The 22,133-nt window shown below is 63.3% G+C and carries 20 protein-coding genes; 16 read left to right on the top strand and 4 right to left on the bottom strand.

The genetic code is table 11. The features are described from left to right. Window positions 1-23: 23 nt before the first annotated feature. Entirely contained in the window at window positions 24-1,448 is a 1,425-nt protein-coding gene (locus L288_RS36125; protein WP_021239050.1) for an aldehyde dehydrogenase family protein, read from the bottom strand. A 203-nt stretch (window positions 1,449-1,651) separates the two neighbouring features. Between L288_RS36125 and L288_RS36120 the strand changes: the two genes are divergently transcribed. Together L288_RS36120 and L288_RS36115 are read left to right on the top strand one after the other, a co-directional pair. Further along, window positions 1,652-2,050 carry a carboxymuconolactone decarboxylase family protein gene (locus tag L288_RS36120; RefSeq protein ID WP_021239049.1) on the top strand — a complete coding sequence of 133 codons (399 nt, stop codon included), beginning with the start codon at window positions 1,652-1,654 and terminating at the stop codon, window positions 2,048-2,050. Window positions 2,051-2,055: 5 nt separating this feature from the next. Next, a complete protein-coding gene (locus L288_RS36115) occupies window positions 2,056-2,931 on the top strand; it encodes an NAD(P)-dependent oxidoreductase (RefSeq protein ID WP_031304634.1) in 876 nt (291 codons plus the stop codon). Between the two features lie 34 nt (window positions 2,932-2,965). Here L288_RS36115 and L288_RS36110 read toward each other — a convergent pair whose 3' ends face one another. Next, window positions 2,966-3,865: a LysR family transcriptional regulator gene (locus L288_RS36110; RefSeq protein ID WP_021239047.1), complete on the bottom strand. Its 900-nt coding sequence runs from the start codon at window positions 3,863-3,865 to the stop codon at window positions 2,966-2,968. A gap of 233 nt (window positions 3,866-4,098) precedes the next feature. On the opposite strand from L288_RS36110, the gene L288_RS36105 reads away from it, so the two are divergent. The 5 genes from L288_RS36105 to L288_RS36085 all read left to right on the top strand — a co-directional run bounded on the left by L288_RS36105 (window position 4,099) and on the right by L288_RS36085 (window position 7,575). Further along, window positions 4,099-5,211, top strand: coding sequence for an S-(hydroxymethyl)glutathione dehydrogenase/class III alcohol dehydrogenase (locus L288_RS36105; protein ID WP_021239046.1), 1,113 nt, complete (start codon window positions 4,099-4,101; stop codon window positions 5,209-5,211). A 97-nt stretch (window positions 5,212-5,308) separates the two neighbouring features. Next, window positions 5,309-5,710: a VOC family protein gene (locus L288_RS36100; protein WP_021239045.1), complete on the top strand. Its 402-nt coding sequence runs from the start codon at window positions 5,309-5,311 to the stop codon at window positions 5,708-5,710. Window positions 5,711-5,719: 9 nt separating this feature from the next. Further along, complete coding sequence (gene fghA, locus L288_RS36095) at window positions 5,720-6,568, top strand: S-formylglutathione hydrolase (protein ID WP_031304633.1); 849 nt, start codon at window positions 5,720-5,722, stop codon at window positions 6,566-6,568. Beyond that, window positions 6,569-6,973 carry a ketosteroid isomerase-related protein gene (locus tag L288_RS36090; RefSeq protein WP_021239043.1) on the top strand — a complete coding sequence of 135 codons (405 nt, stop codon included), beginning with the start codon at window positions 6,569-6,571 and terminating at the stop codon, window positions 6,971-6,973. Next, complete coding sequence (locus L288_RS36085; protein WP_031304632.1) at window positions 6,973-7,575, top strand: GNAT family N-acetyltransferase; 603 nt, start codon at window positions 6,973-6,975, stop codon at window positions 7,573-7,575. The genes L288_RS36090 and L288_RS36085 overlap by 1 nt, the downstream gene beginning before the upstream one ends. 51 nt (window positions 7,576-7,626) lie before the next feature. On the opposite strand, the gene L288_RS36080 is transcribed toward L288_RS36085, so the two are convergent. Together L288_RS36080 and L288_RS36075 are read right to left on the bottom strand one after the other, a co-directional pair. Beyond that, on the bottom strand, window positions 7,627-8,844 hold the full coding sequence (locus L288_RS36080) for an aminomethyltransferase family protein (protein ID WP_201766649.1): 1,218 nt from the start codon (window positions 8,842-8,844) through the stop codon (window positions 7,627-7,629). A gap of 279 nt (window positions 8,845-9,123) precedes the next feature. Further along, window positions 9,124-9,795, bottom strand: a complete 672-nt coding sequence (locus L288_RS36075; RefSeq protein WP_030540979.1) for a FadR/GntR family transcriptional regulator — start codon at window positions 9,793-9,795, stop codon at window positions 9,124-9,126. 156 nt (window positions 9,796-9,951) lie between these two features. On the opposite strand from L288_RS36075, the gene L288_RS36070 reads away from it, so the two are divergent. From L288_RS36070 to L288_RS36035, 9 genes are all read left to right on the top strand, one after another. After that, on the top strand, window positions 9,952-10,956 hold the full coding sequence (locus tag L288_RS36070) for an ornithine cyclodeaminase family protein (RefSeq protein ID WP_021239038.1): 1,005 nt from the start codon (window positions 9,952-9,954) through the stop codon (window positions 10,954-10,956). 15 nt (window positions 10,957-10,971) lie between these two features. Next, window positions 10,972-11,982 (top strand): dihydrodipicolinate synthase family protein, encoded by a 1,011-nt coding sequence (locus L288_RS36065; RefSeq protein WP_021239037.1) that lies wholly within the window; start codon window positions 10,972-10,974, stop codon window positions 11,980-11,982. Window positions 11,983-11,990: 8 nt separating this feature from the next. Further along, entirely contained in the window at window positions 11,991-13,460 is a 1,470-nt protein-coding gene (locus L288_RS36060; protein ID WP_021239036.1) for an NAD-dependent succinate-semialdehyde dehydrogenase, read from the top strand. Window positions 13,461-13,809: 349 nt separating this feature from the next. Beyond that, window positions 13,810-14,838 carry a LysR substrate-binding domain-containing protein gene (locus tag L288_RS36055; protein WP_021239035.1) on the top strand — a complete coding sequence of 343 codons (1,029 nt, stop codon included), beginning with the start codon at window positions 13,810-13,812 and terminating at the stop codon, window positions 14,836-14,838. 28 nt (window positions 14,839-14,866) lie between these two features. Beyond that, complete coding sequence (locus L288_RS36050; protein WP_031304630.1) at window positions 14,867-15,691, top strand: SDR family NAD(P)-dependent oxidoreductase; 825 nt, start codon at window positions 14,867-14,869, stop codon at window positions 15,689-15,691. 24 nt (window positions 15,692-15,715) lie between these two features. Next, window positions 15,716-16,543, top strand: coding sequence for an SDR family NAD(P)-dependent oxidoreductase (locus L288_RS36045; protein WP_021239033.1), 828 nt, complete (start codon window positions 15,716-15,718; stop codon window positions 16,541-16,543). A gap of 265 nt (window positions 16,544-16,808) precedes the next feature. Next, window positions 16,809-18,548: a CocE/NonD family hydrolase gene (locus L288_RS36040; RefSeq protein WP_021239031.1), complete on the top strand. Its 1,740-nt coding sequence runs from the start codon at window positions 16,809-16,811 to the stop codon at window positions 18,546-18,548. Between the two features lie 26 nt (window positions 18,549-18,574). Beyond that, window positions 18,575-19,432, top strand: a complete 858-nt coding sequence (locus L288_RS0121915) for an SDR family NAD(P)-dependent oxidoreductase (RefSeq protein ID WP_021239030.1) — start codon at window positions 18,575-18,577, stop codon at window positions 19,430-19,432. A gap of 257 nt (window positions 19,433-19,689) precedes the next feature. Next, complete coding sequence (locus L288_RS36035; protein ID WP_021239029.1) at window positions 19,690-22,050, top strand: TonB-dependent receptor; 2,361 nt, start codon at window positions 19,690-19,692, stop codon at window positions 22,048-22,050. Window positions 22,051-22,133 lie beyond the last annotated feature (83 nt).

The following is a 22,133-nucleotide window of genomic DNA, read 5'->3' as shown; positions in this document are numbered from 1 at the left end:
TGTTGGCGTTGGAGCCTTTCAGATCAGGCGGGAACGCCCGCGATCGTCTTGACCTCCATGAAGTCGATCAGGCCGTGGCGGCCGCCTTCCCGGCCGTTGCCTGATTGCTTGTATCCGCCAAAGGGCGTGCCTTGCGGGGGCGCCCAGCCATTGATGGTGACGATGCCAGCCCTGATCCGGCGGGCAATACCGGCGGCGGCGGCGGGCTCGCCAGTAACGGTGGCGGACAGCCCATATTCCGTGTCGTTCGCCAGCCTGATCGCTTCGTCGATATCGGAATAGGCCGTGATCGTCGCCACGGGGCCGAACACTTCCTCGCGGAATATCCGCATGCCGGGGGTCACGTCCGCCAGCAATGTCGGCCGGACATAATAGCCGGTGTCATGGCCTTCCGGCCGCCCCGTGCCGCCCGCGACCAGCGTTGCGCCCTCGTCGATGGCGGACTGGATCAGCGCCTGTATCTTCTCGAACTGGGCAAGGTTCACCACCGGGCCGATATGCATGCCCATTTCGGCCGGGTCGCCCACGGCCGTGGCTTCCATCATCCCCTTGACCAGTGACGTCGCTTCCTCGACCTGGCTCTCATGCACCAAAAGGCGGGTCGGCGCGATGCAGCTTTGGCCCGAGTTGACGATCACGCCTTCGACCGCCGGGGGAAGGAAGGTGGCAAGGTCCGTGCCCTCCAGCACCAGATTGGGCGCTTTCCCGCCAAGTTCCTGATGGACGCGCTTGACCGTCCGCGCCGCCGCCTGCGCGACCGCGATACCGGCGCGGGTGGAGCCGGTGAAGCTGATCATGTCCACATCGGGATGTTCCGAAAGCGCGGCCCCGACGACCGCCCCCGTGCCGTTCACCACGTTGAACACGCCGGGGGGCGCGCCCGCCGCCTCCAGAATTTCGGCCAGGATAAGGCCGGAAGAGGGGGCTTCCTCGGACGGTTTCAGCACGATCGTGTTTCCAGCCGCCAGCGCGGGCGCGACCTTGGCGCAAATCTGGTTGAGCGGCCAGTTCCAGGGCGTGATCATCCCGACGACGCCGATCGGCTCATAGCGGATGGAATATCCGTCGCCCTTTTCTTCCTCCCGGAAATCCCTGAGCACCGCGAGGGTGGATATGAAATGCCCCAGGCCAATCGGCACCTGCGCCGCGCGGGCGAAGCCGATCGGCGCGCCCATCTCCTCGCTCGTGACAAGCGCGAGCGCATCGGCGCGCTTCTGATATTCCTCGATGATCCGCTCAAGCAGGGCGATCCTGCTGGCGAGCGATGTCGTCGAGAAGGATGCAAAGGCGGTCCTGGCCGCCGCGACCGCCTGGTCCACATCCGCCGCCGAGCCGAGGAGGATTTCGGCGACGGGCGCTTCGGTGGCGGGGTTGATCACCTGATGAACCTGTCCGCCGGTGCCGGGCGTGCGTGCGCCGCCTATATAATGCCAAAGTTGACTGCGCATTCGACCACCTCCCCATGATTGAGGGCCATTTTTCTCAAACGCTGTTACCGGCGCATCCGGGTTCGAGCGAATCGTAACGAGCGATTATCTCCATCTCGATCCGCGATTTGTATCCCGCCCGGTCCTGATCAAGAAAGCGCTGGACGGCGGCGGGCCGTGCAATGCCGGAACCGCCTGCAATGCCTGTGGAAAGGAATGGAATAATGGCGGATTCGCGGCTGGATGCGGCTCTTGAAGTACAGCGGGCGATGTTCCCGCCGGGCTTCGCGGACAATGCGATGAAGAACGCCAGCGAGTTCTCAAAGCCATTCTTCGTCATGATGGCCGAACAATTGTTCGGTGAAATCTGGACGCGTCCGGGACTGTCCCGCCGTGATCGCAGCCTGATCACGGTGGCGATGCTGACGGTGCTCAACCGCAGCGAAGAGTTGCAGCTTCACGTCCCCGGTGCGATCGCCAACGGCGTGACCCGCGATGAAATCCGCGAGGTTCTTCTCCAGGCCATGGGCTATGGCGGCGTGCCCTATGCCGTCGCCGCCTTCAAATCGGCGGATGAGGCCCTCAGGAAGCTCGACGCCGCCGACGCGGCAAAGACGGCGTGACCGGCATGCGGATCGCTTTTATCGGGCTTGGCAATATGGGCCATGAAATGGCCCTCCGGCTGATCGCGAACGGCTTCGACGTTGCTGGATATGACAGTTCGGAAGCGGGACGGGCGAAGTTCGCCGCAGTTGGTGGAACGGTGGTCGACCAGCTGGCAGGGCTTGGCGGCGACCGTGACGTGATCATCACCATGTTGCCCGATGGCGGCATCGTTCAGGCTGTCCTGTTCGGCGATCAGGGCCTGGCGCAGCAGTTGAAGCCGGGCGCGATCGTGATCGAGATGAGCAGCTCCGCGCCGACCGACACGATCATCACGGCGCAGCGGCTTGCGGAAAAGGGCGTCATCCTGATCGACGCGCCGGTGTCCGGCGGCGTCGCGGGTGCGCGGGATGGCCGGTTGAACATCATGGCGGGTACAGCGGACCCTGCCGCCTTCGACAAGGTCAAGCCCGTGCTGGACGCCATGGGCAATGCGCGGCTGGTCGGCGGCACGGGCGCGGGACATGCGGCGAAGGCGATCAACAATTTCGTCGCCGCCGCCGCCATCGCCGCGACGTCCGAAGGGCTGGTGCTGGCGGAAAGCTTCGGCCTGTCGCCCGAAACGATGCTGGATGTGATCAATCGTTCCAGCGGGCGCAGCGCCAGTTCCGAAGGCCTGTTCCCGGCCCATGTCATCCCCCGCACATTCAGCTTCGGCTTCGCCATGAGCCTGATGGCGAAGGATGCCGGAATCGCCGCGCGCATGAGCGAGGACCGGCAGGCGAACCTGCCGTTCGTGGCGCTGACCTCCGGCCAGTGGGCGGCGGCGCGCGATGCCTTGCCGGGCGCTGATTTCTCCGCGATGCAGCTTTACGTGGAAAAGCAGGCCGGGGTGGAGTGAAGCCGCGCCCGCGCGCGCAGGCCTTTCGCCTTTCTTAGAAAGGATTGCGGCTTGACGAACTCATCGCCGCCCCCAGCTCCCGTTCCAGGCAGTCGACGGCTTGCTGGATCTTGGGCAGCAGGTGGCGGCGCTGGGGATAGACGGCCCAGATCGCCTCATCCTCAGGCTGGCAGTCCCGCAGGATCAGGGTGACGAGGCCCTGATCCAGATAGGGAAGGACGTAGAAGTCGGGCAACTGGCAAATCCCCATGCCGGAAAGGCAGGCTTCCATGACGGCATGGCCGCTGTTGCAGCGGAACCTGCCCTTGGGGTGATGCGTGACCTCCTGACCTGCGACATTGAAATGCCATGTGCCGCTCGTCCCGGCGATGCATTCATGATGGGAAAGGTCTTCGACCGTGGCGGGCGTCCCGGCGCGGCTGAGATAGCCGGGCGCGGCGCAGGTGTAGAGCGTGCGCGCGGCGACGGGCTTGGCGATCAGCCGGGGATCGGACGGCTGACCCGTCCTGATCGCCAGGTCATAGCCTTCGGATATAAGGTCGACCACCCGGTTGGTCAGATCGATCATGACGTTCAGCTTGGGATGCTGCGTGGCGAACCGGCGGATGATGGGGGCGACGAACCGTTCCCCCATCGATGTGGAGCAGGTCAGGCGCAATTCGCCCTGCGGCTCGCCCTGCTCGCCGATCTGGGCGATGACCTCATCGGTCTCCTGCGAAATCCGCTGGCACCGCTCATAAAAGACGCGGCCCGTGTCCGTCAGCTGGACGATGCGGGTGGTGCGATGGAACAGCTGTGCCTGCACGCGCCGCTCCAGCGCCAGGATCGCCCGGCTGACATGGGTGGGAGACATGCCGATGGCCTGAGCGCCCTTGGTGAAGGAACCGGTGGTCGCCACCGCGATGAATTCGTCAAATCCTTCCCACTTCGACATGATTATCCCAATGCTGACACAATGATTTGCGAAATTAGCCTATTATCACAGATGCGGGGCGGCCTTATAGAAAAAGGCAGAAAAAATGAGAGGAGAGGCACGGTGTTCGGAGCGATCTGGATTTGCCTGCAAAAGCTGTTGGAGGCGTTCGCGAATGCGGCGGGCGCATGCGACGGATTGTCTTGCGCTCCGGTGCAACATGATAGTGATTATAATACGAGGAAATTGCCCAAATGAAGACGCGCGCCGCCGTCGCCTTTGAAGCCAAAAAGCCGCTGGAAATTGTCGAGGTCGATCTGGAAGGGCCCAAGGCGGGCGAGGTCCTGGTCGAAATCATGGCGACCGGCATCTGCCATACCGACGCCTATACGCTGGACGGTTTCGACAGCGAGGGGATTTTCCCGTCGATCCTGGGTCATGAAGGCGCGGGCATCGTGCGCGAAGTGGGGCCGGGCGTCACGTCGGTAAAGCCGGGCGACCATGTGATCCCGCTCTACACGCCGGAATGCCGCCAGTGCAAAAGCTGCCTTTCGGGGAAGACGAACCTGTGCACCGCGATCCGCGCGACCCAGGGCAAGGGGCTTATGCCTGACGGCACGAGCCGGTTCAGCTACAAGGGGCAGACCATCTTCCACTATATGGGCTGCTCGACCTTCTCCAACTTCACCGTGCTGCCGGAAATCGCGGTGGCGAAGATCCGTGAGGACGCGCCGTTCGACAAGAGCTGCTATGTCGGTTGCGGCGTGACCACGGGCGTGGGCGCCGTGGTCAAGACCGCGAAGGTGACGCCGGGCAGCAATGTCATCGTCTTCGGTCTGGGCGGCATCGGCCTCAACGTCATTCAGGGCGCGCGAATGGTGGGCGCGGACATGATCGTCGGCGTGGACCTCAACGACAGCAAGGCGGAATGGGGCAAGCGCTTCGGCATGACCCATTTCTACAATCCCAAGGGCAAGTCCACGGCGGAGGTCGTCGCCGATCTGGTCGCGCTGACCGATGGCGGCGCGGACTATACGTTCGATTGCACCGGCAATACCGAAGTCATGCGTCAGGCGCTGGAAGCCTGCCATCGCGGCTGGGGGGTTTCCACGGTCATCGGCGTGGCGGAAGCGGGCAAGGAAATCTCCACCCGCCCGTTCCAGCTCGTCACCGGCCGGGTCTGGCAGGGGTCGGCCTTTGGCGGCGCGAAGGGCCGCACCGACGTGCCCAAGATCGTCGACTGGTACATGAACGGAAAGATCCAGATCGACCCGATGATCACCCATGTGCTGAGCCTGGAAGAGATCAACAAGGGTTTCGACCTGATGCATGCAGGGGAAAGCATCCGGTCCGTGGTGGTGTTCTGACGGGCGCTGCGCTCGTCAGCGGATGAAGCTGCGGGCGCGCCCATCCCTCCTTGATCGATTTTAAAAAATTGCATCATTTCCAACAAGGAGAACCGATATGGCGGTGATTTCCGGTGATGGCGTGTTCAGCCATGTGTTCATTGGCGCGGCGGATGTCGATGCGTCCGCGGCCTTCTACGACGCCGCTCTGGGCGCGCTGGGCGTCAAGAATCTCGGACCGTTCGGCAATGGCTGGATATTGTACGGCCGCGACAAGCCTGCCTTCATCATCGCGCGGCCCGGCAATGGCGAAGCGCCCTCGTCCAACGGGGTGACCATCGGCTTTGCGGCCGCCACGACGGCTGACGTCGACAAGTTCCATGCCGCGGGAGTGGCCAATGGCGGCACCGACGAGGGCGCGCCCGGCGCCCGCAGCCACCTGCCCGGCGCTTATGCGGCCTATCTGCGCGATCCGGCGGGCAACAAGATCTGCGCCTATACGTTCACGGACGGCAACTGACGGATGAGCATGGAGCAGGTCAGCGCCAATCTGGCTTTCGGCGGCGTTCAGGGCGTCTATAAACATGCCTCTGCCGCCACCGGCACGGACATGACATTTTCGGTCTATGTCCCGCTCCATGCCGACGGGGCGAAGCTGCCGGTTGTCTGGTATCTGTCGGGGCTGACCTGCACCCATGCCAATGTGACGGAAAAGGGCGAGTTCAGGCGCGCCTGCGCTGAACTGGGCCTGATATTCGTCGCGCCCGACACCTCGCCGCGCGGCGAAGGCGTTCCCGATGACGCAGCGGCCGCCTATGATTTCGGCCTGGGCGCGGGCTTCTATGTCGATGCGACGCAGCCGCCGTTCGACCGGCATTACCGCATGTGGTCCTATGTGACGGAGGAACTGCCCGCCCTGATCGCCGGGAACTTCCCCGCGGATATGAGCCGCCAGTCGATCATGGGGCATTCCATGGGCGGGCATGGCGCGCTGACCATCGCGCTGCGGCACCCGGACCGGTTCAAGGCCGTGTCCGCTTTCTCTCCCATCGTCGCGCCGGGCCAGGTGCCCTGGGGGGAAAAGGCGCTGGCGGGCTATCTGGGCGATGACCGTTCCGCATGGCGCAGGCATGACGCCGTCGCGCTGATCGAGGATGGGGCGCGCGTTCCCGGCCTGCTGGTGGATCAGGGCACGGCCGACCAGTTTCTGGAACAGCAATTGCGGCCCGAACTGTTGAAAGCGGCCTGCGAAGCCGCCGCCATCCCCCTGACGCTCAACATGCGGGAGGGCTATGACCACAGCTATTATTTCATTTCCACCTTCATGGCCGATCATCTGCGCTGGCATGCCGGGCGGCTGGGCGCCGGGACACGCTGAATGAGCGCGGAACAGATTTTGGCCGCCTATTATGGCGCGTTCAACCGGGGCGACAGCGCCGCCATGCTGGAACTGCTGACCGATGACGTGGTCCACGAACCTTCGCAAGGCGCTGTCCGGCACGGCAAGGCGGCCTTCGCGGAATTTCTGGACCATATGAACCGCTGCTACAAGGAACGGGTGATCGATCCGGTTTTCCTGAGCGATGCAGAAGGCGGCCGGGCAGCGGCGGAGTTCCAGCTGGAAGGCGTCTACCTTCAGACCGATGGTGATCTGCCGCCCGCCCGCGATCAACGCTATGCCCTGCGCGTCGGAGCCTTTTTCGAGCTTCGCGGCGGCCGGATCGCACGCGTCAGCAACCATTATAATCTGGCCGATTGGCTGGCGCAGGTCAGCGCCGGATGATGGCTGCTGCACGTCCCTCTGCCCAGGTCACGGTGGAGCGGATCGGCAAGGACGATATGTCGCTGCGCGCGCTGGCGACCTTGCGCATGACCGTGTTCCGCAGCTGGCCCTATCTCTATGACGGCAGCATGGATTATGAGGCGGACTATCTTGCCGAATTTCTGGCGGACGAGGCGGCGGTCCTGATCGTCGCCAGGGTGGGGGACATCCCGGTCGGGATGGCCACCGCCTCCCCGATGGCGGGTCAGGCGGACGCGATCAGGCAGCCCTTTCTGCGCGCCGGGCGGGACCTTGGCGCGATCAGCTATTTCGGCGAATCCGTCCTGCTGCCCCAGTTCAGGGGACAGGGCATCGGCCACCGCTTCTTCGACGAACGGGAAGCCGCCGCCCGTGAAGCAGGCGCATCACTGGCGGTCTTCTGCGCTGTTCAACGGGACAGCAGCCACCCCGCCCGGCCGCCAGCGGCGCGTGACCTCCAGCCTTTCTGGGAAGGCCGTGGATACCGCCAGACGCCCGATTTCAGCACAGCCATGTCCTGGAAGGAAGTCGGTCAGGCGGACGAAAGCGAACATCTGATGCACTTCTGGCAAAAGCACCTCTGACGGCGGAACAAATCCTCCGCCGTCGAGATTTCCCTTCAGCGCCAGCGCCGGTCACGCCTGACTGTTCAGGTCGGCGCGCCGGTTATCCTGCTTGAACGGCGATTGCGCGACGGTCACGCGGATTGCCTTCTGCCGATGGCCCGGCTCGCCCCAGATCACCGTCAGTTCCGTTCCCGGCTCCGCATAGGCGGTGTCGATGACGACATGGCTCAGCATCTTGCGGAAATAATAGGAATAGCCGCGCGATGTCGCCACGCCCACCAGCCTGTCGCCGTCCATCACCTTGTTCGCATACATGGCGTTCCATTGGTGCCGGGGGAATTCCATATAGTCATAGGGCGTCTCTTCTTCGAAAAGCGACGCGAACACATCGACCACATCCTGCTTGTTCCAGATGAGCGTGCGGCGGACACGCTTGATATCGGTCATTTCGGCTTCCAGCGCCTCGCGCCCGTAAAAATCATGGTCGAACTTGATGCTTTTCGCCCATCCCAATTCGATGGGAGAGCGATACCAGTCGGTGACGGATCGTCCCTCATAACTGCCCTTCACCTTCTGGGTCCGCGCGAAGCTGCGGAACCATTCGGGCGAACCGAACACGGGCGTCGCGGAACCGTAAAGCTCGTAGAATTCACGTTCCGGTTCGTCGCCGACCGCTGGCAGATAGTCATGCGTCACGGTGGGAAAGGCGGCTTCGAGATGGTTGATCATGGCGGTGCGCGATCCAAGCTGGCGGATGCCCATGTCCGCGCCCGCCTCCAATATCGCCTGCCGGACAATTTCTGCTTTTTCCGAAGGGCCCTGAAGCTCGAACCCGATTTCGCCCGCCATGCCCTGCCGCAGGAAAAGGACATCGACATCTCGGATCGGCGCTGACCGGAAGCGCATGAAACCGATGTCGCGCAACGGCTCGCCGGTCGCCTTTTCGCAAACGGCGAGGGCGGCCGGTCCCGACACCTGGAATTTGAACTTGCTTATCGACGTTGCATAGGCCGCAGAATAGCCCCCCTTGGCGAGACGATATTCCAGCCATTTGACGACTGGCCCGCGCGCCTGAAATTCGAATTCGTCCTCGCCCAGCCGCTGGAGCACGCCTTCGCCGATGACCTTGCCCGCCTTGTTGCAGAACACGGCATGTTTCGCCTGGCCAAGGTCGAATTTCGCGAAGCTGTTGATGGCGTGATCGACAGGAATTTCAGCGCATCGGCGCCCTTGACATGGAATTCGTCGAGCCAGCTCCAGTCGCCAATGTAGCAGCTTTCCTTCCACGACAGGTTCTCATCCTGCCACCCAGTGAACTCAAGACGCCCCCATGATACCGAGGTGTCCACATTAGTGCGAAGATCATCGATGCCGGACATGGAAACTCTCTCCTACGATGCGGGATTATGAAATGGCGGGGCGCAGCGCGCCGCCATCTCTGTCGCGGTCAATGCGCTGACCCAGGGGGGAGCAGGTCACATCCGGGGATAAGCTTTGCGCCCGTTGGCAGGCCAATCGTTATTATGAATTTTCAGCATCGGCGAACGTGATGGGCGCGTAAATGCCTCAACGGCTGCCGAAAAGCGCGTCCCGCACCGATTGCAGATGCGCCCGCATCAGCGCTTCCGCCCGCTTGTGGTCGCGCGCGGCGATCGCGTCCACATAGGCTTCGTGCTGCTCGTTGGTTTCGGGTGCGGGCGCGGGGAAGACATCGTGCAGCCGGTCGCGCATGCCCGTCGGCGCGCTTTCGCGAACGGTGTCGTAGAGCGCGAGCAGGAGGGTATTATGCGCCGCCTTCGCCACCAGCCGGTGCAGGCGCTCGTCCCAGACCGCCCAGTCCGCAAATTGGGACAGGTCCGCCATGCGCGCCAGGCATTCGCGCATTTCCTCGATCTGGGCAGGCGTGGCGCGCAGCGCCGCAAGGCCCGCAAGCTGCGGTTCGAGCACGATCCGCGCTTCGAAGGTTTCCAGGGGCGTCAGCATGTTGGGCAGTTCGCCCAGCGTGTTGGTAAGGCTGCGCTCGCCGACGAAAGTGCCCTTGCCGACATGCCGCCAGATCAGCCCTTCGGACTCCAGCTTCTTCAATATGCGCCGCAGCCGGGGCCGGGTGATGCCCAGCCGCTCGGCAAGCTGCGGTTCGGACGGCAGGCGCGCCTGCTGGTCCCGGCGCGCCTGCTCCACATAGCTGCGCACGCGATTGAGTTCTTCATGCGGGGCGGGGTCGGTCGGCATCGTCATGCCAACGGCTGTAGAAGGCGGCGGCGCGGCTGTCCACATTTCATCGGGTGATGCAACGCAATCAATCTTCTTGACCGCGCTCAATAATGAAATTAAGGCACATCAATATCAACTAAGACTCGCGAACCCGTCGCGACTGGATGAGAGGTTTTCCCCATGGCCGATCCCGATACGCCGTCCGTATTCGTCTCCGGCGAAACCGCGCGCGCGGTTTTCCAATGGCCCGATGCTATCAAGGCGCTGCAACACGCCTATGCTCAGCAGGCCGATCCCGTCGCCCTGCCGCCCCGCACCGTCGCGCGGGGCGGAGGGGCGTGGCTGCGCACCTTGCCAGCCTTGCCGCCGGGCTCGCGCTATTTCGGTGCGAAGCTCATGGGGATGTCGGCCACCGCTCCCGCGCCGGGCGCTGAATATGTGATCGTGCTTTTCGACCGTGAAACGAGCCGCATCGCCGCATTCGTGGACGCGAACATGGTCACCGCCTATCGCACCGCCGCGACCACGGCGGCCGCGCTGGACCGCATCGCTCCGGCGAAGGTCGACCGGCTCGCCGTGCTGGGCAGCGGGCTGGAAGCGGCCATGCATGTCCGCGCCATCGCCAGCGTGCGGGACCTGAGCGAGATCGCGATATTCAGCCCCACGCCGGCGAAGCGCGAAGCCTTTGCGGCGTCCATCCAGGAAGAACTGGGCGTCACTGCCACGGCCTGCGCCAGCCCGGAAGAGGCGGTGCGGGAATCCGGCCTCGTCCTCGCCGCCGCCCGTTCGCAAGGGGAGCGCCCGATCCTGTACGGCGACTGGCTGCGGGACGGGGCTGTTGTGGCGTCGATCGGATCGACCGTGCCCGAACAGCGCGAGATCGACATTTCGGTCATCAAGCGCGCCGACCTGATCGTGTGCGACATGGTGGAAGAAGTGCTGGAGGAAACCGGCGACATGATCGCCGCGCATGAAGCGGGCATCGAATTCCATGACAAGTCGTTCGGTCTGTTCGACCTAATGTCGGGCAGTCTCGACAGCCGGGTGCAGGCCGCGCGGAACCCGATGTTCAAATCCGTCGGCGGCGGCCTCCAGGACGTGGTCGTGGCCGGACTCATCCTCACCAAGGCCCTGGAAGCGGGTCTCGCATTGCCGCTTCCGGCCGCCTTCGAAACCAAGCGTTAGAAAAGGATCTGGGACATGCTCAGCTATAATCGCAACGACGCACGGGCATGGGCTCGTGAAAAGCTGGTGGGCGTTGCCAATGTGGTGATGCCGACGATGACGTCGGACTTCACCCGCCTGAACGAGGCGGCGGTCCGCCATGATGTCGAAACCAGCATCCGGCATGGCTTCACCGCTACGCTTGCCTGTTCGGAAGTCGTCATCACGATGGACGAATATGAACAGTTCGTGCGCGTCATGGTGGATCAGGCCGCCGGGCGGATCATCACCGTCCACCATGCCGTGTTCAACTCGCTTGAGGAAAATATCGAAGCGGTGAAGCGGGCGGAACGCGCGGGGGCCGAACTGGTGCTCCTTGGTTATCCGCCTTATTTCTACCCCAAGTCGATGGAAGAGGTTTACGCCTATACCAAGGCATTTTGTGATGCCACCGACATGGCGGTGATGCTTTTCCCCATCCCGACCTGGGGCTTTTCGCATCTCGACCCGGCGGACATCCCGGTTCCCATATTGCGCCGCCTGATCGACGATTGCCCGAACATCGTCGCGATCAAGGCGGAAGGCGGCGCGCCGCTGATCATGGCGCCGATCGAGGTTCATCGCGCCTTCCATGAGGAAGTGGTGATCTCATTCCCGATCGAACATGAATTCATCCCCCTGTCGCAGATCATCCCGGTGCCCTTCTGCGGCACCAACTATTCCGCCTATTTCGGCCCGATGCTGCCCAGGATCTTCAACCTGGTGCAGGAATGCCGGTTCGATGAGGCGACGGCCCTTTATTATTCCATGGACGCGGCGCGCAAAGCCTTTGGCAGCGTGCCGATGGGCGGTGGCGGCCTGCTCAACCGCATGCTATGGAAATATCAGGGCTGGCTCCAGGGATATAATGGCGGTCCGCTCCGCCATCCTACGGCGCGCATCTACACGCGGGAAATGATCGTCCTGCGCCGTGGCCTGGAAGCGGCCGGTCTCAACCCGACAACCGATCCCGACGAAGCCTTCTTCGTGGGACGCAATCCTGAATGAGGGCCGCCATGACTGCTCCTGTCAAACTTGATCTTAAAGACCCCGGTCTCCTGCGTCAGGCCATATTGATCGATGGCGAATGGGTTCAGGCGGACGATGGCCGCACCCTGGACGTGCGCAATCCCGCCACCGGCGAATTGATCGCCACGGTGCCGGATGCGGGCGCTGAGGAAACCCGCCGCGCGATCGCCGCCGCCGAGCGCGCGACGCGGGAATGGAGGAAGGTGCTGCCCAAGGAGCGGTCGCGCATCCTGCGCCGCCTCTACGACCTCATGCTGGAGCATATCGGCGATCTGGCGGTGATCCTGACGGCGGAACAGGGCAAACCCCTGTCCGAAGCGCATGGCGAACTGCTCTACGCCGCAGGCTTCATCGAATGGTTCGCGGAAGAGGCGAAGCGCGTCTATGGCGACATCATCCCGCAAAATGCGGACAATCGCCGCATCCTGGTGCAGAAGTCGCCGATCGGCGTGTTCGCGGCGATCACGCCGTGGAACTTCCCGGCCGCGATGATCACGCGAAAGGCGGGGCCGGGCTGGGCGGCGGGCTGCGCTGGCGTCATCAAGCCCGCCAGCCAGACGCCGCTGTCCGCGCTCGCGCTGGGCGTGCTGGCGGAGCGCGCGGGTCTGCCGAAGGGCGTCTGCAACATCGTCACCGGATCGGCGCGGGCGATCGGCGGCGAACTCACCGGCAGCCCCATCGTGCGGAAACTGTCCTTCACCGGATCGACCGAAGTCGGCGCCCTGCTGCTGGCCCAATGCGCGCCCACCATCAAGAAGACAAGCATGGAACTGGGCGGCAATGCGCCCTTCATCGTCTTCGATGACGCCGATCTGGAAAGCGCGGTGAAGGGCGCGCTCATGGCCAAATATCGCAATACCGGCCAGGCCTGCATCGCGGCGAACCGCCTGCTCGTCCAGTCCGGCATCTATGACGCGTTCGCGAAGCGCCTTGCCGAGGAAACCGCGAAGCTGAAGGTGGGCAACGGCATGGAGGATGGCGTCGTCCAGGGGCCGCTCATCGACGAAAATGCGGTGGCGAAGGTCGAGGAGCATGTGGCCGACGCCGTGGCGAAGGGCGCGGAGGTGCGCGCAGGCGGCAAGCGGCATGCGCTGGGCGGCACCTTCTTCGAACCCACGGTGCTGACCAATGTCCCGCGCGACGCGATGATCTTCGCTGATGAGACCTTCGGTCCCATCGCGCCGCTGTTCCGCTTCGAAACCGAAGAGGAAGCGATCGCGCTCGCCAATGACACGCCCTTCGGCCTTGCTTCCTACATCTACGCGCGTGACGTGGGCCGCATCTTCCGCGTCAGCGAAGCGCTGGAATTCGGCATGGTCGGCGTGAATGAGGGGCTGATTTCCACCGAGGTCGCGCCCTTTGGCGGGGTCAAGGCCTCCGGCCTCGGCCGCGAAGGATCGAAATATGGCATCGATGACTATCTGGAGATCAAATATATCGCTCTAGGCGGCCTCTGAGCGCGCTGACGGGGAGCGGAAGGGAGCGCCCGCACGCGCGGCTTTCCTTCCCTCCCGGACGCGCGCAGCGGATGGTTCAAGAATGCTTGCTCCCTTAACCGTTCGTGTGTACGGTTAACTCCGGTTCTTCCCCATAAGGGCAGTTAACGCCCGCCGAAGGACCGGCAGATATAAGGAGAGGCGCGGCGCCGACGCCTCCCCCGGCAGATAAAATTCGGGCGCAGTGAAAAGAGTCCGGTTTCATCGGAATCGGCTGGGAGAGGTGGAAGATGGCCATGAGCTTTCGATCTGGAAAGCCAGAACGGCACGCGCCTGAGCAAGAGCGCGCCGCTTCGTCAGGGGGGCGGCCATGCATCTGAATGGCCTCGACCTCAATCTCCTCGTCTCGCTCGATGCGCTTCTGAACGAGCGCAACGTCACGCGGGCGTCCGAACGCCTCCACGTCTCCCAGCCAGCGATGAGCTTCGCGCTGCAAAAGCTGCGCTTCCACTTCTCTGATCCCCTGCTGGAACGGATCGGGCGGCAGATGGAGCTTACGCCGCGCGCCCGCATGCTGGTGGGGCCGCTCAAGGAGATATTGTTCGATGTGCGCGCGCTTCTCAGCGATGGCGACGGCTTCCAGCCTGCCGAAGCGCAACGCACCTTCAAGGTGGTGATGTCCAATAGCTGCGCCGAGATTTTCGGGGTTCAGCTAGTCGATGAGATCGTTTCCGCCGGACCGGGGCTGAACTGTGAGATTGATGAACTGTCGATGGACACGCTGACGCGCCTGCATGATGGCCAGATCGATGCCTGCGTCACTCTTCCGCACAGCGCGCTGTTCGACCCCGCCTATCGCCGGGACGATGTGTGCGAGCAGTTGCTGTTCCATGACCGCTTCATCCTGGCCGGGTCCAGAAGCAATCCCCTGCTGAACCGCCCGATCAGCTACCCGGAATTCTGCCAGCAGGTCTTTGTCGACGTGCGCTTCGGCGGCCGTCTGGTCAGCAATATCGAACTGGCATTGCGCAAGCAGATGGAGCGGCCCCGGATCGGCGGATGCGTGCCCACCTTCTTCCACGCGCTTTCGATGGTGAGCGGCACGGACATGGTGACGATCGTCCCGCACCGCCTTTTCGAAATTCACAAGGATTATCTCCAGCTCAAGGCGCTGCCCGCGCCGATTGAGCTTCTGGAACTGAATGAAACGGCCATGTGGCACCCCCGGTCGGAAGCGGACCCAGGGCATCGCTGGCTAAGGGACGTCATGTCGGCGGTGGCCGAACGCATGCCCGCGACGGCAGAGCCGCTTGGCATGGACCCGCCGGTGCGGCGCACTCTTCAGGCTGTGGCCGATTGCGGCACGAAACCGCGCGCGGTTGCGGGCGGCCGCCCGTGATCGCCGCTATCAGGATGCAAGGACGAACATGATAGAATTTGCTGGAGACGTCGCCATAGTGACCGGCGCCGGGGGCGGCATTGGCGCTGCAAGCGCGCAACTGCTGGCAGCGCGGGGCGCCAGGGTCGTGGTGGCCGACATCGCGCTGGAAGCGGCGGAGGCCGTTGCCCACGCCATCGCCGGTCAGGGTGGCGATGCGATCGCGCTTCCCTTCGACCTGCATGACGAAACCAGCATCGAACGGCTGATTGCCCGGTCGCACGATCATTTTGGGTCCATCGGCATCCTGCACGCCAATGCCGCCGATCTGTCGCCTGACCTGAACGGCAGGGATGGCGCGATCGCCGGCATGGATGCCCAGGTCTGGGATCGTATTTTCGGGGCCAATTGCAAGGGCACGATGCTGTGCAGCAAATATGTGCTTCCGCATCTGCTGGCGGCCGGGGGCGGCGCGATCGTCAATACCGGCTCGGCCCTTTCCCTGCGCGGCAATCTCGTCCAGTCGGCCTATTCCGCGAGCAAGCTCGCCCTTGTCCAGCTTACTCGGTCGGTGGCCACGCAATATGGCAAGGACGGCGTTCGCTGCAATGCCGTCCTGCCGGGCCTGACGCGTTCGCCCGCCGTCGTGGCGGCGTTCCACCCGGCGATCTTTGAACTGGAGTTGGAGGAAACGCTGACCCCCACGCTTGCCGAACCTGTGGACATTGCCAACGCCGCCGTGTTCCTGGCCTCGTCTGCCGCGCGCATGATCACGGGCCAGATCCTGGTCGTGGACGGCGGGGAGGGCGCTCACGTGCCGGGAATAGGGAAAGTGCGCGAAACGCTCCTTCACGGGCAGATGATCAATTCCTGACAGCGCATATGAGGAGGCATGGCAATGAGTGAACAGGCGCGGACCAGCCAAGGCAAGGTGGAAGGCCGCCTCGCCGGAAAGGTAGCCATGCTGACGGGCGTCGCAGGCGGGCAGGGCAGGGAAGCCGCGCTTCTGTTCGCCAGGGCCGGGGCGGCGGTCTTCGGGTGCGACATCAATGAAGACGGGCTGCGGCAAACCCGCGCGCTGGCGGAGGCGGAAGGGCTGACGCTCGATCTCGACGTTGCTGACGCCACCAATCCTGAACAGATGAAGCGCTGGGCCGATGCCGTGGTCCAGAAGCAGGGCGGGATCGATATCCTTTACAATAATGGCGGGTCGGCCCGGTTCGCGCCGTTCGCAGAAACCAGCATCGAAATGTGGCATGACAATCTGCGCGTCGAACTCGATGTCATCTTCGTGCCGACGCAGGCGGTCTGGCCGCATATGATCAAGCGGGGCGGCGGCAGCATCATCAATATCGGGTCGATCAGCGGCATGGGCGGCGCTGAACCGATTGAAGGCGTCGGCGCGCTTGCGCACGGCACCGCCAAGAGCGGCGTCATCGCGATGTCGCGCCAGCTCGCGGTCGAGGGCGCGCCCCACTGGATTCGGGTGAACGCCATTTCCCCCGGCATCATCGCCACGCCCGCCACGCAGCCGCTGCTGCGTGAAAAGCCGAGGCTCAAGGCCTTTTTCGAGGATTCCTCCGCACTTGCGCGCCTCGGCAGCCCGGCCGACGTAGTCTATACGGGCCTGTTCCTGGCCTCCGATGAAGCTGCCTATATCACCGGCGCGAATATCCCGGTCGACGGCGGGGCCACGGCGCGGCTCAGCCTCACCTTCCGGGGATAGGCCGCCTGGGTCCTGCGCGGCGGCGTTCGGCTCCCGCGCCGGGGTTCAGGCATAACCCGGTTCGATATATCCGATCAGCCACATATATTTGTGGGCTCACAGTCCCGATGCTAGCCTCCACTTCCGTAACTGGCCCTTGCTGCACGGTCAGGAAATGGAGGCCAAGTCCTGGCGGCGTGGCGCGGGCAATTGCCAGCGCCGGTGGCAAGTCGCGCGCGCGGCGGGCATTTTCATGAATTTCACTTTTGCGATTGGATGAAGATCGATGAACAGTATCCCGGACCAGAAATCCTATATTCGCGCGCAACCCCAACCTGTGCCGGAAGGGGCGCAAACCATCCAGATCGCCATGCGGGACGGCGTCGAGCTTGCGGCGGACCTTTACAGGGCCGACCTCGACATCCCGGCCGCGACCATCCTCATCCGCACGCCCTATGACAAGGGCGGCTTCCCCGGCATGGGGAAGATCGCGCGGCTGTTCGTTGCGCACGGCTATAATGTCGTCATTCAGGATGTGCGCGGACGCTTCCGTTCGGGCGGCGCGACCGAATATATGATCCACGAGCCTGATGACGGCTATGACACGATCGACTGGATCGCAAAGCAGCCGTGGAGCGATGGTTCGGTCGGCATGTGGGGAACGTCCTATATCGGCTTTACCCAGATCGCGGCGCTTTCCTCGGCTCATCCTGCGCTCAAGTGCATCGCGCCGCGCCTGACCGGCTCCAACCTCGGCCTTCCGGTGATCGCCCCGGACGGTTCCGAAGATGTCGAGCATGTGGTCAACCGCTGGTATTTCGGCCAATGCTATAACGACAATTTCCTCTATATAGGGCGGCTCCCCTGGCATCAGCGCCCCTGGAAGAAGATGATGGAGGGCTTTTTCGAAACGGTCGGCCAATGGTCGGCGGATTTCGAAAAGTCATTCGAAAGGGATTTCCCCTCGCGCGCGCCCAGCCTGGCGTCGCTGATCGCCAATCCCATCCCGACCCTGTTCACCGTGGGCTATTACGACCTGTGCGCCCCCGCCGCATGGCAGGATATAGAGGCGCTCTCCGCCGCCCCCGCCTGGGCGGGCAAGCTCTTTCTCCGCCTCGAAGCGGTGGATCATGAAGGCTATAATGTTGAACAGGCACCCTTCGGGCCGGAGGACTGGTACACGCACAATCCCGTCGCGCTGGAAAAATTCATCCGCCGCGCGGTCGATCCGACGATCCCCTTCTACAATCGCCATCTGCGCGGGCTGGGCGAAGGCGTCCCGCCGGTGCAATATGAGATCGGCAGGACCGGCTGGAAAGCGAGCGAGGCCTGGCCCCCCGCCCACACGCGCCGGGTCCGCTTCTACCTGTCCGGCAAGAATGACGCGCAGGGTCTGTTGGGTGAAACGCCGCCCGAGCGGGACTTCGCGCGCTGGCGTCATGACGGCGAAAATCTCGTGCCTTCGATCGCCGCGAGCGCAGAGCAGCCCTGCGGTCCGGGATCGACCACGGTGCTGATGGCGTGGCCCGATCTTGCGCCGCTTGGCGACCGGCCCGATGTGCTCGCTTTCGGCAGCAAGCCGGTGGCGGTCGACCTCCTGATCACCGGCGCGGTGACGCTGAAAGGGCGGCTCGCCTCCACGCTGGAAAGCGCCGACATCTTCGCCCGCCTGCTCGACCAGGCCCCCGATGGGACCGCCCATCTCATCACGCGCGGCCAGGTCCGGCTCAAGACCCGGCCCGTCAGCGAAACGGCGGACGGCGGCGTCATTCAGGAACATGCGACGCCCTTCACCGTGACGGTGGGGCAGACCGCCTATAAGCTTCCCGCCGGTCACCGGCTGTTGCTGCATATCTTCAGCAGCGACTTTCCCGAATATACGGCCAATGGCGGCGGCGTCGATCCCTGGCTTATCGAGGACGTGCCGTCCGGCACGCATATTCTGGAATTCGGCCCGGCGACGGGAGCCATCCTCGACATCGACGTCGCCGCCTCGCCTGAGGCCGTGCGCGCCGCCTTCGCTTGAACCCCCCTATCGAATGGAGCCACCTCATGGCGGAATATAAAGACAAGCTTGCCTATATCACGGGGTCCGCGAGCGGGATCGGGCGCGGACTGGCGCTCGCCTTTGCGAAGCGGGGCAGCGCGCTGGCGCTCGCCGATGTGTCGGAAGCAGGGCTTGAGGAAACGAAGGCGCTCGCCCTCGCGGCAGGCGCGCCCAAGGTGACGACGCATCTGTGCGACGTCAGCGCGATCGACCAGATCGAACGCGTGGCGAAGGAGGTGCTGGACGCGCATGGCGACGTGCATTTCCTCTGCGCCAATGCGGGCATCGGCATTGCCGGCATTCCCTTCACATCCGTGACGCAGCGCGAGGTCCGCTGGGTGATGGACGTCAACACCATCGGCGTCTACGAAACCGTTCGCTCCCTGCTCCCCTCCATGCTCGCCCATGGACAGCCGGGCCATATCCTGTGCACCTCCTCGCTCGCCGGGCTGCTGACGCCGCCGGGATGGCATCACGGCATCTATTCCGCCAGCAAGTTCGGCGTCGCCGCGCTGGCGCAGGGCATGCGGGACGAGATCGGCGACAGGCCGATCAAGGTTTCCAGTATCTATCCCGGCATGGTGCGCACCAATATCTCCAACACCTTCCGTTCGCTGCGGCCCACGGGCGGCGTAGCGCCGCAACTGCCCGAAGGCCTCGACATGAACGTCGCCATTCCGCCGGCGCAGGCCGCCGAGATCATCCTGGCCGCGGCCGAGGCTGGCGTGGAGGACATCTGCACCCACCCGGACGAAGCGCGGGAGATGCATGAAGCCTACAGCCAGCGGGTAAAGGCAGGCATCGCCGCATCCGCCGCGGCGATCGAGCGGCTCAGCAAGGCAGAGGCGGAATTGCCCGCCTGATCCCGCAATGATGTTCCGGCCGCATGGCCGGACCATCCAGCAGCATGGTCCAGTTCATGGCTCGCCCGGTTCATCTTTCCGATGGATCGGGCGAGTCATGAATATGTCATTGTCCTTCATGACAACCGATCATTGTTATGGAACATTGCAAATCCGCCATCTGTCGAGATGATGCCATAAATAACTAACTTATATTGGACCAATTCTGTCCTGTTCCTAACATCCCCGCAAAACATCATTTACCGGGGAGGACAGCCATGAAAATGGGCAAGGTTTCATTGAACGCCATCGCCTGGGCGTTCGCATTTTCCACACCAGCTTTCGCTCAGCAAAATGCCGCCGATCCTGCCAGCACGCAGGCCGCGGCAGAGGCTGCGTCCCCCTCTTCGCCCGGCGGCATTCAGGACATTGTGGTGACCGCCCAGCGCCGTTCGGAAAATCTTCAGCGCGCCGCGATCGCCGTTACCGCGGTCAATGGCGACGCCCTGCGAGCCGCTGGCGTGTCCGATCCCAAGGCGCTGACCACGCTCGTTCCCTCGCTTCAGGTCGCGGGCAATAATGGCGCATACACGCAATTCTACCTGCGCGGCGTCGGCAATGTGAACGCCAATCCACTGACGGAATCCGCGATCGCGTTCAACTATGACGGCGTCTATATCGGGCGGCCCAATTCGACCACTGGCTATTTCTACGATCTCGAACGTGTCGAGGTTCTCAAGGGGCCTCAGGGCACATTATATGGCCGCAACGCGACCGGCGGCGCGATCAACGTCATCACCCGCAAGCCCGATTTCGCCTTCGGTGCGGATGCCAGCGCCGAATATGGCAATTATGATGCGGTAAGGCTCGACGGCGCGCTCAATGTTCCGCTTTCGCCGGTTGCGGCCATTCGCGCTGCGGGCATCTTCGTTCGCCATGACGGCTATATGAAGGACGGCACCGACGACCAGCATGATTATGGCGGCCGTATTCAATTGCGGGTAAATCCAAGTGATGATCTGGAGATATTGCTGTCCGCCGACTATTTCCATCAGGGCGGCCGGGGAGCAGGCGGCACGCCGGTCGATCTGGGCATCGACAATCGCTACGGGATCAATTCGCCGGAAGGACAGGCCTTCTACCATTCTCTGCCCAACGTCCTTGGCGGCAGGAACTTTCTGTCCGTTGCCGATAACCAGTATCAAAGGAACAATTTCTGGGGCGTTTCGGCGAACCTCAGCTATTCGACCGATGCCGGCACGTTCACGATCATACCCGCTTACCGGCGATCCAGCCTCGACAATGTCAGCACGACGGACGGCTTCTGGATCTACGACCGGGAGAAGAATGAGCAGACGAGCGTCGAGGCCCGTTATGCAAGCCCGGAAAGCAACCCCCTGCGGCTGCTCGTCGGCGCTTATTATTATAATGAAGACAATCATGTTCCCACCTATCTGGTGAACCATCAGTTCGACCATTATCAGGCGCAATTCGCGTCCACGCTTGACAGCTATGCAGGCTCTGCGCGGCTGACCTATGCTCTCAGGGATAATGTCCGCGTCACCGGCGGCATCCGCTACACGCATGAGCGCAAGACGCTGAAAGCCAATCTCCAGACGATCGACCGCGTCTGCCTCGCCCAATATCCCAATTGCCCGGACGCGGTGCCCTTCCCCTATGACACCGCGCCCATCCCGGTCACGCGCCTACCGGACGGCACGATCGCGCCCGTGCCCGGCGCTGATGGAACGCTTCAGGTGGGCACGGAAATCGCCCAGGACGGGGCCGCCAGGTTCAACCGGGTCACGTGGCGCGCTGGCGCCGACTGGGACATCACGCCCCGGAACCTGCTCTATGCGAGCTTTGAAACCGGCTTCAAATCAGGCGGCTTCTTCCTGAGCGGGGATGAAGGCGTGTTCAAGCCGGAAACCATCAAGGCCTGGACCGTGGGATCGAAGAACCGCTTCTTCGACAATCGCCTGCAACTGAATCTTGAGGCCTTTTACTGGCGCTACACCGACCAGCAGGTGAGCCACCTTGCACGGGATTCTGCGGGCACCACCATTTTCGCGACGGAAAATGTCGGCCGCGCCAGCTTCAAGGGCGTCGAACTGGAAGCCCAGTTCAAGCCGCTCAGGAACACGCTGCTCACCGCCGATGTCCTTTATCTCGACGCCCGGTACAAGGATTTCGTCTATTCGGTCCCCAATCTGGGCGCGCCGCCCGCATCCGGCTGCGCGGTCGGCGCGCTGGTCGGCAATTCCTACTCCGTCGATTGCAGCGGCAGGAGGCCGCCCCAGGCGCCCGTGTGGACGATCAACCTGGGCGCGCAGCAAACCGTTCCTCTTGCCAATGACGCGAACATCGTCCTCAATGTGCGGACGCATTATCAATCCTCCTCCCTGACCGCACTCGACTTCGTGGCTGATGAATATCAGCAGGGTTATTGGATGAGCGACGCGCAGTTGACCTATAATGCGGCGGGCGGACGCTGGTATGCGGCGGCCTTCATCAACAATATCGAAAATACGACCGTCATGGGCAATGGCTGGCAACTGCCCTTCTCCGCAGCGTCTAACGTGATCGCGATCCTGCGCGCGCCCCGAACCTATGGCGGGCGGATCGGCGTGCGTTTCTGATCCGGCTCTTGATTGTTCCCCTGATCAGGAAGGGCATATTTGCTGGTGACCCGCGTCCGCCTTTGCACGTATAGCAGGCGAGA

Source organism: Sphingobium quisquiliarum P25 (genome assembly GCF_000445065.1).
In the GTDB taxonomy this organism is placed as follows: domain Bacteria; phylum Pseudomonadota; class Alphaproteobacteria; order Sphingomonadales; family Sphingomonadaceae; genus Sphingobium; species Sphingobium quisquiliarum.
Note: the sequence above shows the minus strand (reverse complement) of the source record. Positions and strands in the feature narration are given on the sequence as shown.

Bases quoted from the DNA above. Each gene is read 5' to 3' on its own strand.
- L288_RS36125 (WP_021239050.1), bottom strand. From the start codon at position 1,448: ATGCGCAGTCAACTTTGGCATTATATAGGCGGCGCACGCACGCCCGGC.
- L288_RS36120 (WP_021239049.1), top strand. From the start codon at position 1,652: ATGGCGGATTCGCGGCTGGATGCGGCTCTTGAAGTACAGCGGGCGATG.
- L288_RS36115 (WP_031304634.1), top strand. From the start codon at position 2,056: ATGCGGATCGCTTTTATCGGGCTTGGCAATATGGGCCATGAAATGGCC.
- L288_RS36110 (WP_021239047.1), bottom strand. From the start codon at position 3,865: ATGTCGAAGTGGGAAGGATTTGACGAATTCATCGCGGTGGCGACCACC.
- L288_RS36105 (WP_021239046.1), top strand. From the start codon at position 4,099: ATGAAGACGCGCGCCGCCGTCGCCTTTGAAGCCAAAAAGCCGCTGGAA.
- L288_RS36100 (WP_021239045.1), top strand. From the start codon at position 5,309: ATGGCGGTGATTTCCGGTGATGGCGTGTTCAGCCATGTGTTCATTGGC.
- fghA (WP_031304633.1), top strand. From the start codon at position 5,720: ATGGAGCAGGTCAGCGCCAATCTGGCTTTCGGCGGCGTTCAGGGCGTC.
- L288_RS36090 (WP_021239043.1), top strand. From the start codon at position 6,569: ATGAGCGCGGAACAGATTTTGGCCGCCTATTATGGCGCGTTCAACCGG.
- L288_RS36085 (WP_031304632.1), top strand. From the start codon at position 6,973: ATGGCTGCTGCACGTCCCTCTGCCCAGGTCACGGTGGAGCGGATCGGC.
- L288_RS36075 (WP_030540979.1), bottom strand. From the start codon at position 9,795: ATGACGATGCCGACCGACCCCGCCCCGCATGAAGAACTCAATCGCGTG.
- L288_RS36070 (WP_021239038.1), top strand. From the start codon at position 9,952: ATGGCCGATCCCGATACGCCGTCCGTATTCGTCTCCGGCGAAACCGCG.
- L288_RS36065 (WP_021239037.1), top strand. From the start codon at position 10,972: ATGCTCAGCTATAATCGCAACGACGCACGGGCATGGGCTCGTGAAAAG.
- L288_RS36060 (WP_021239036.1), top strand. From the start codon at position 11,991: ATGACTGCTCCTGTCAAACTTGATCTTAAAGACCCCGGTCTCCTGCGT.
- L288_RS36055 (WP_021239035.1), top strand. From the start codon at position 13,810: ATGCATCTGAATGGCCTCGACCTCAATCTCCTCGTCTCGCTCGATGCG.
- L288_RS36050 (WP_031304630.1), top strand. From the start codon at position 14,867: ATGATAGAATTTGCTGGAGACGTCGCCATAGTGACCGGCGCCGGGGGC.
- L288_RS36045 (WP_021239033.1), top strand. From the start codon at position 15,716: ATGAGTGAACAGGCGCGGACCAGCCAAGGCAAGGTGGAAGGCCGCCTC.
- L288_RS36040 (WP_021239031.1), top strand. From the start codon at position 16,809: ATGAACAGTATCCCGGACCAGAAATCCTATATTCGCGCGCAACCCCAA.
- L288_RS0121915 (WP_021239030.1), top strand. From the start codon at position 18,575: ATGGCGGAATATAAAGACAAGCTTGCCTATATCACGGGGTCCGCGAGC.
- L288_RS36035 (WP_021239029.1), top strand. From the start codon at position 19,690: ATGAAAATGGGCAAGGTTTCATTGAACGCCATCGCCTGGGCGTTCGCA.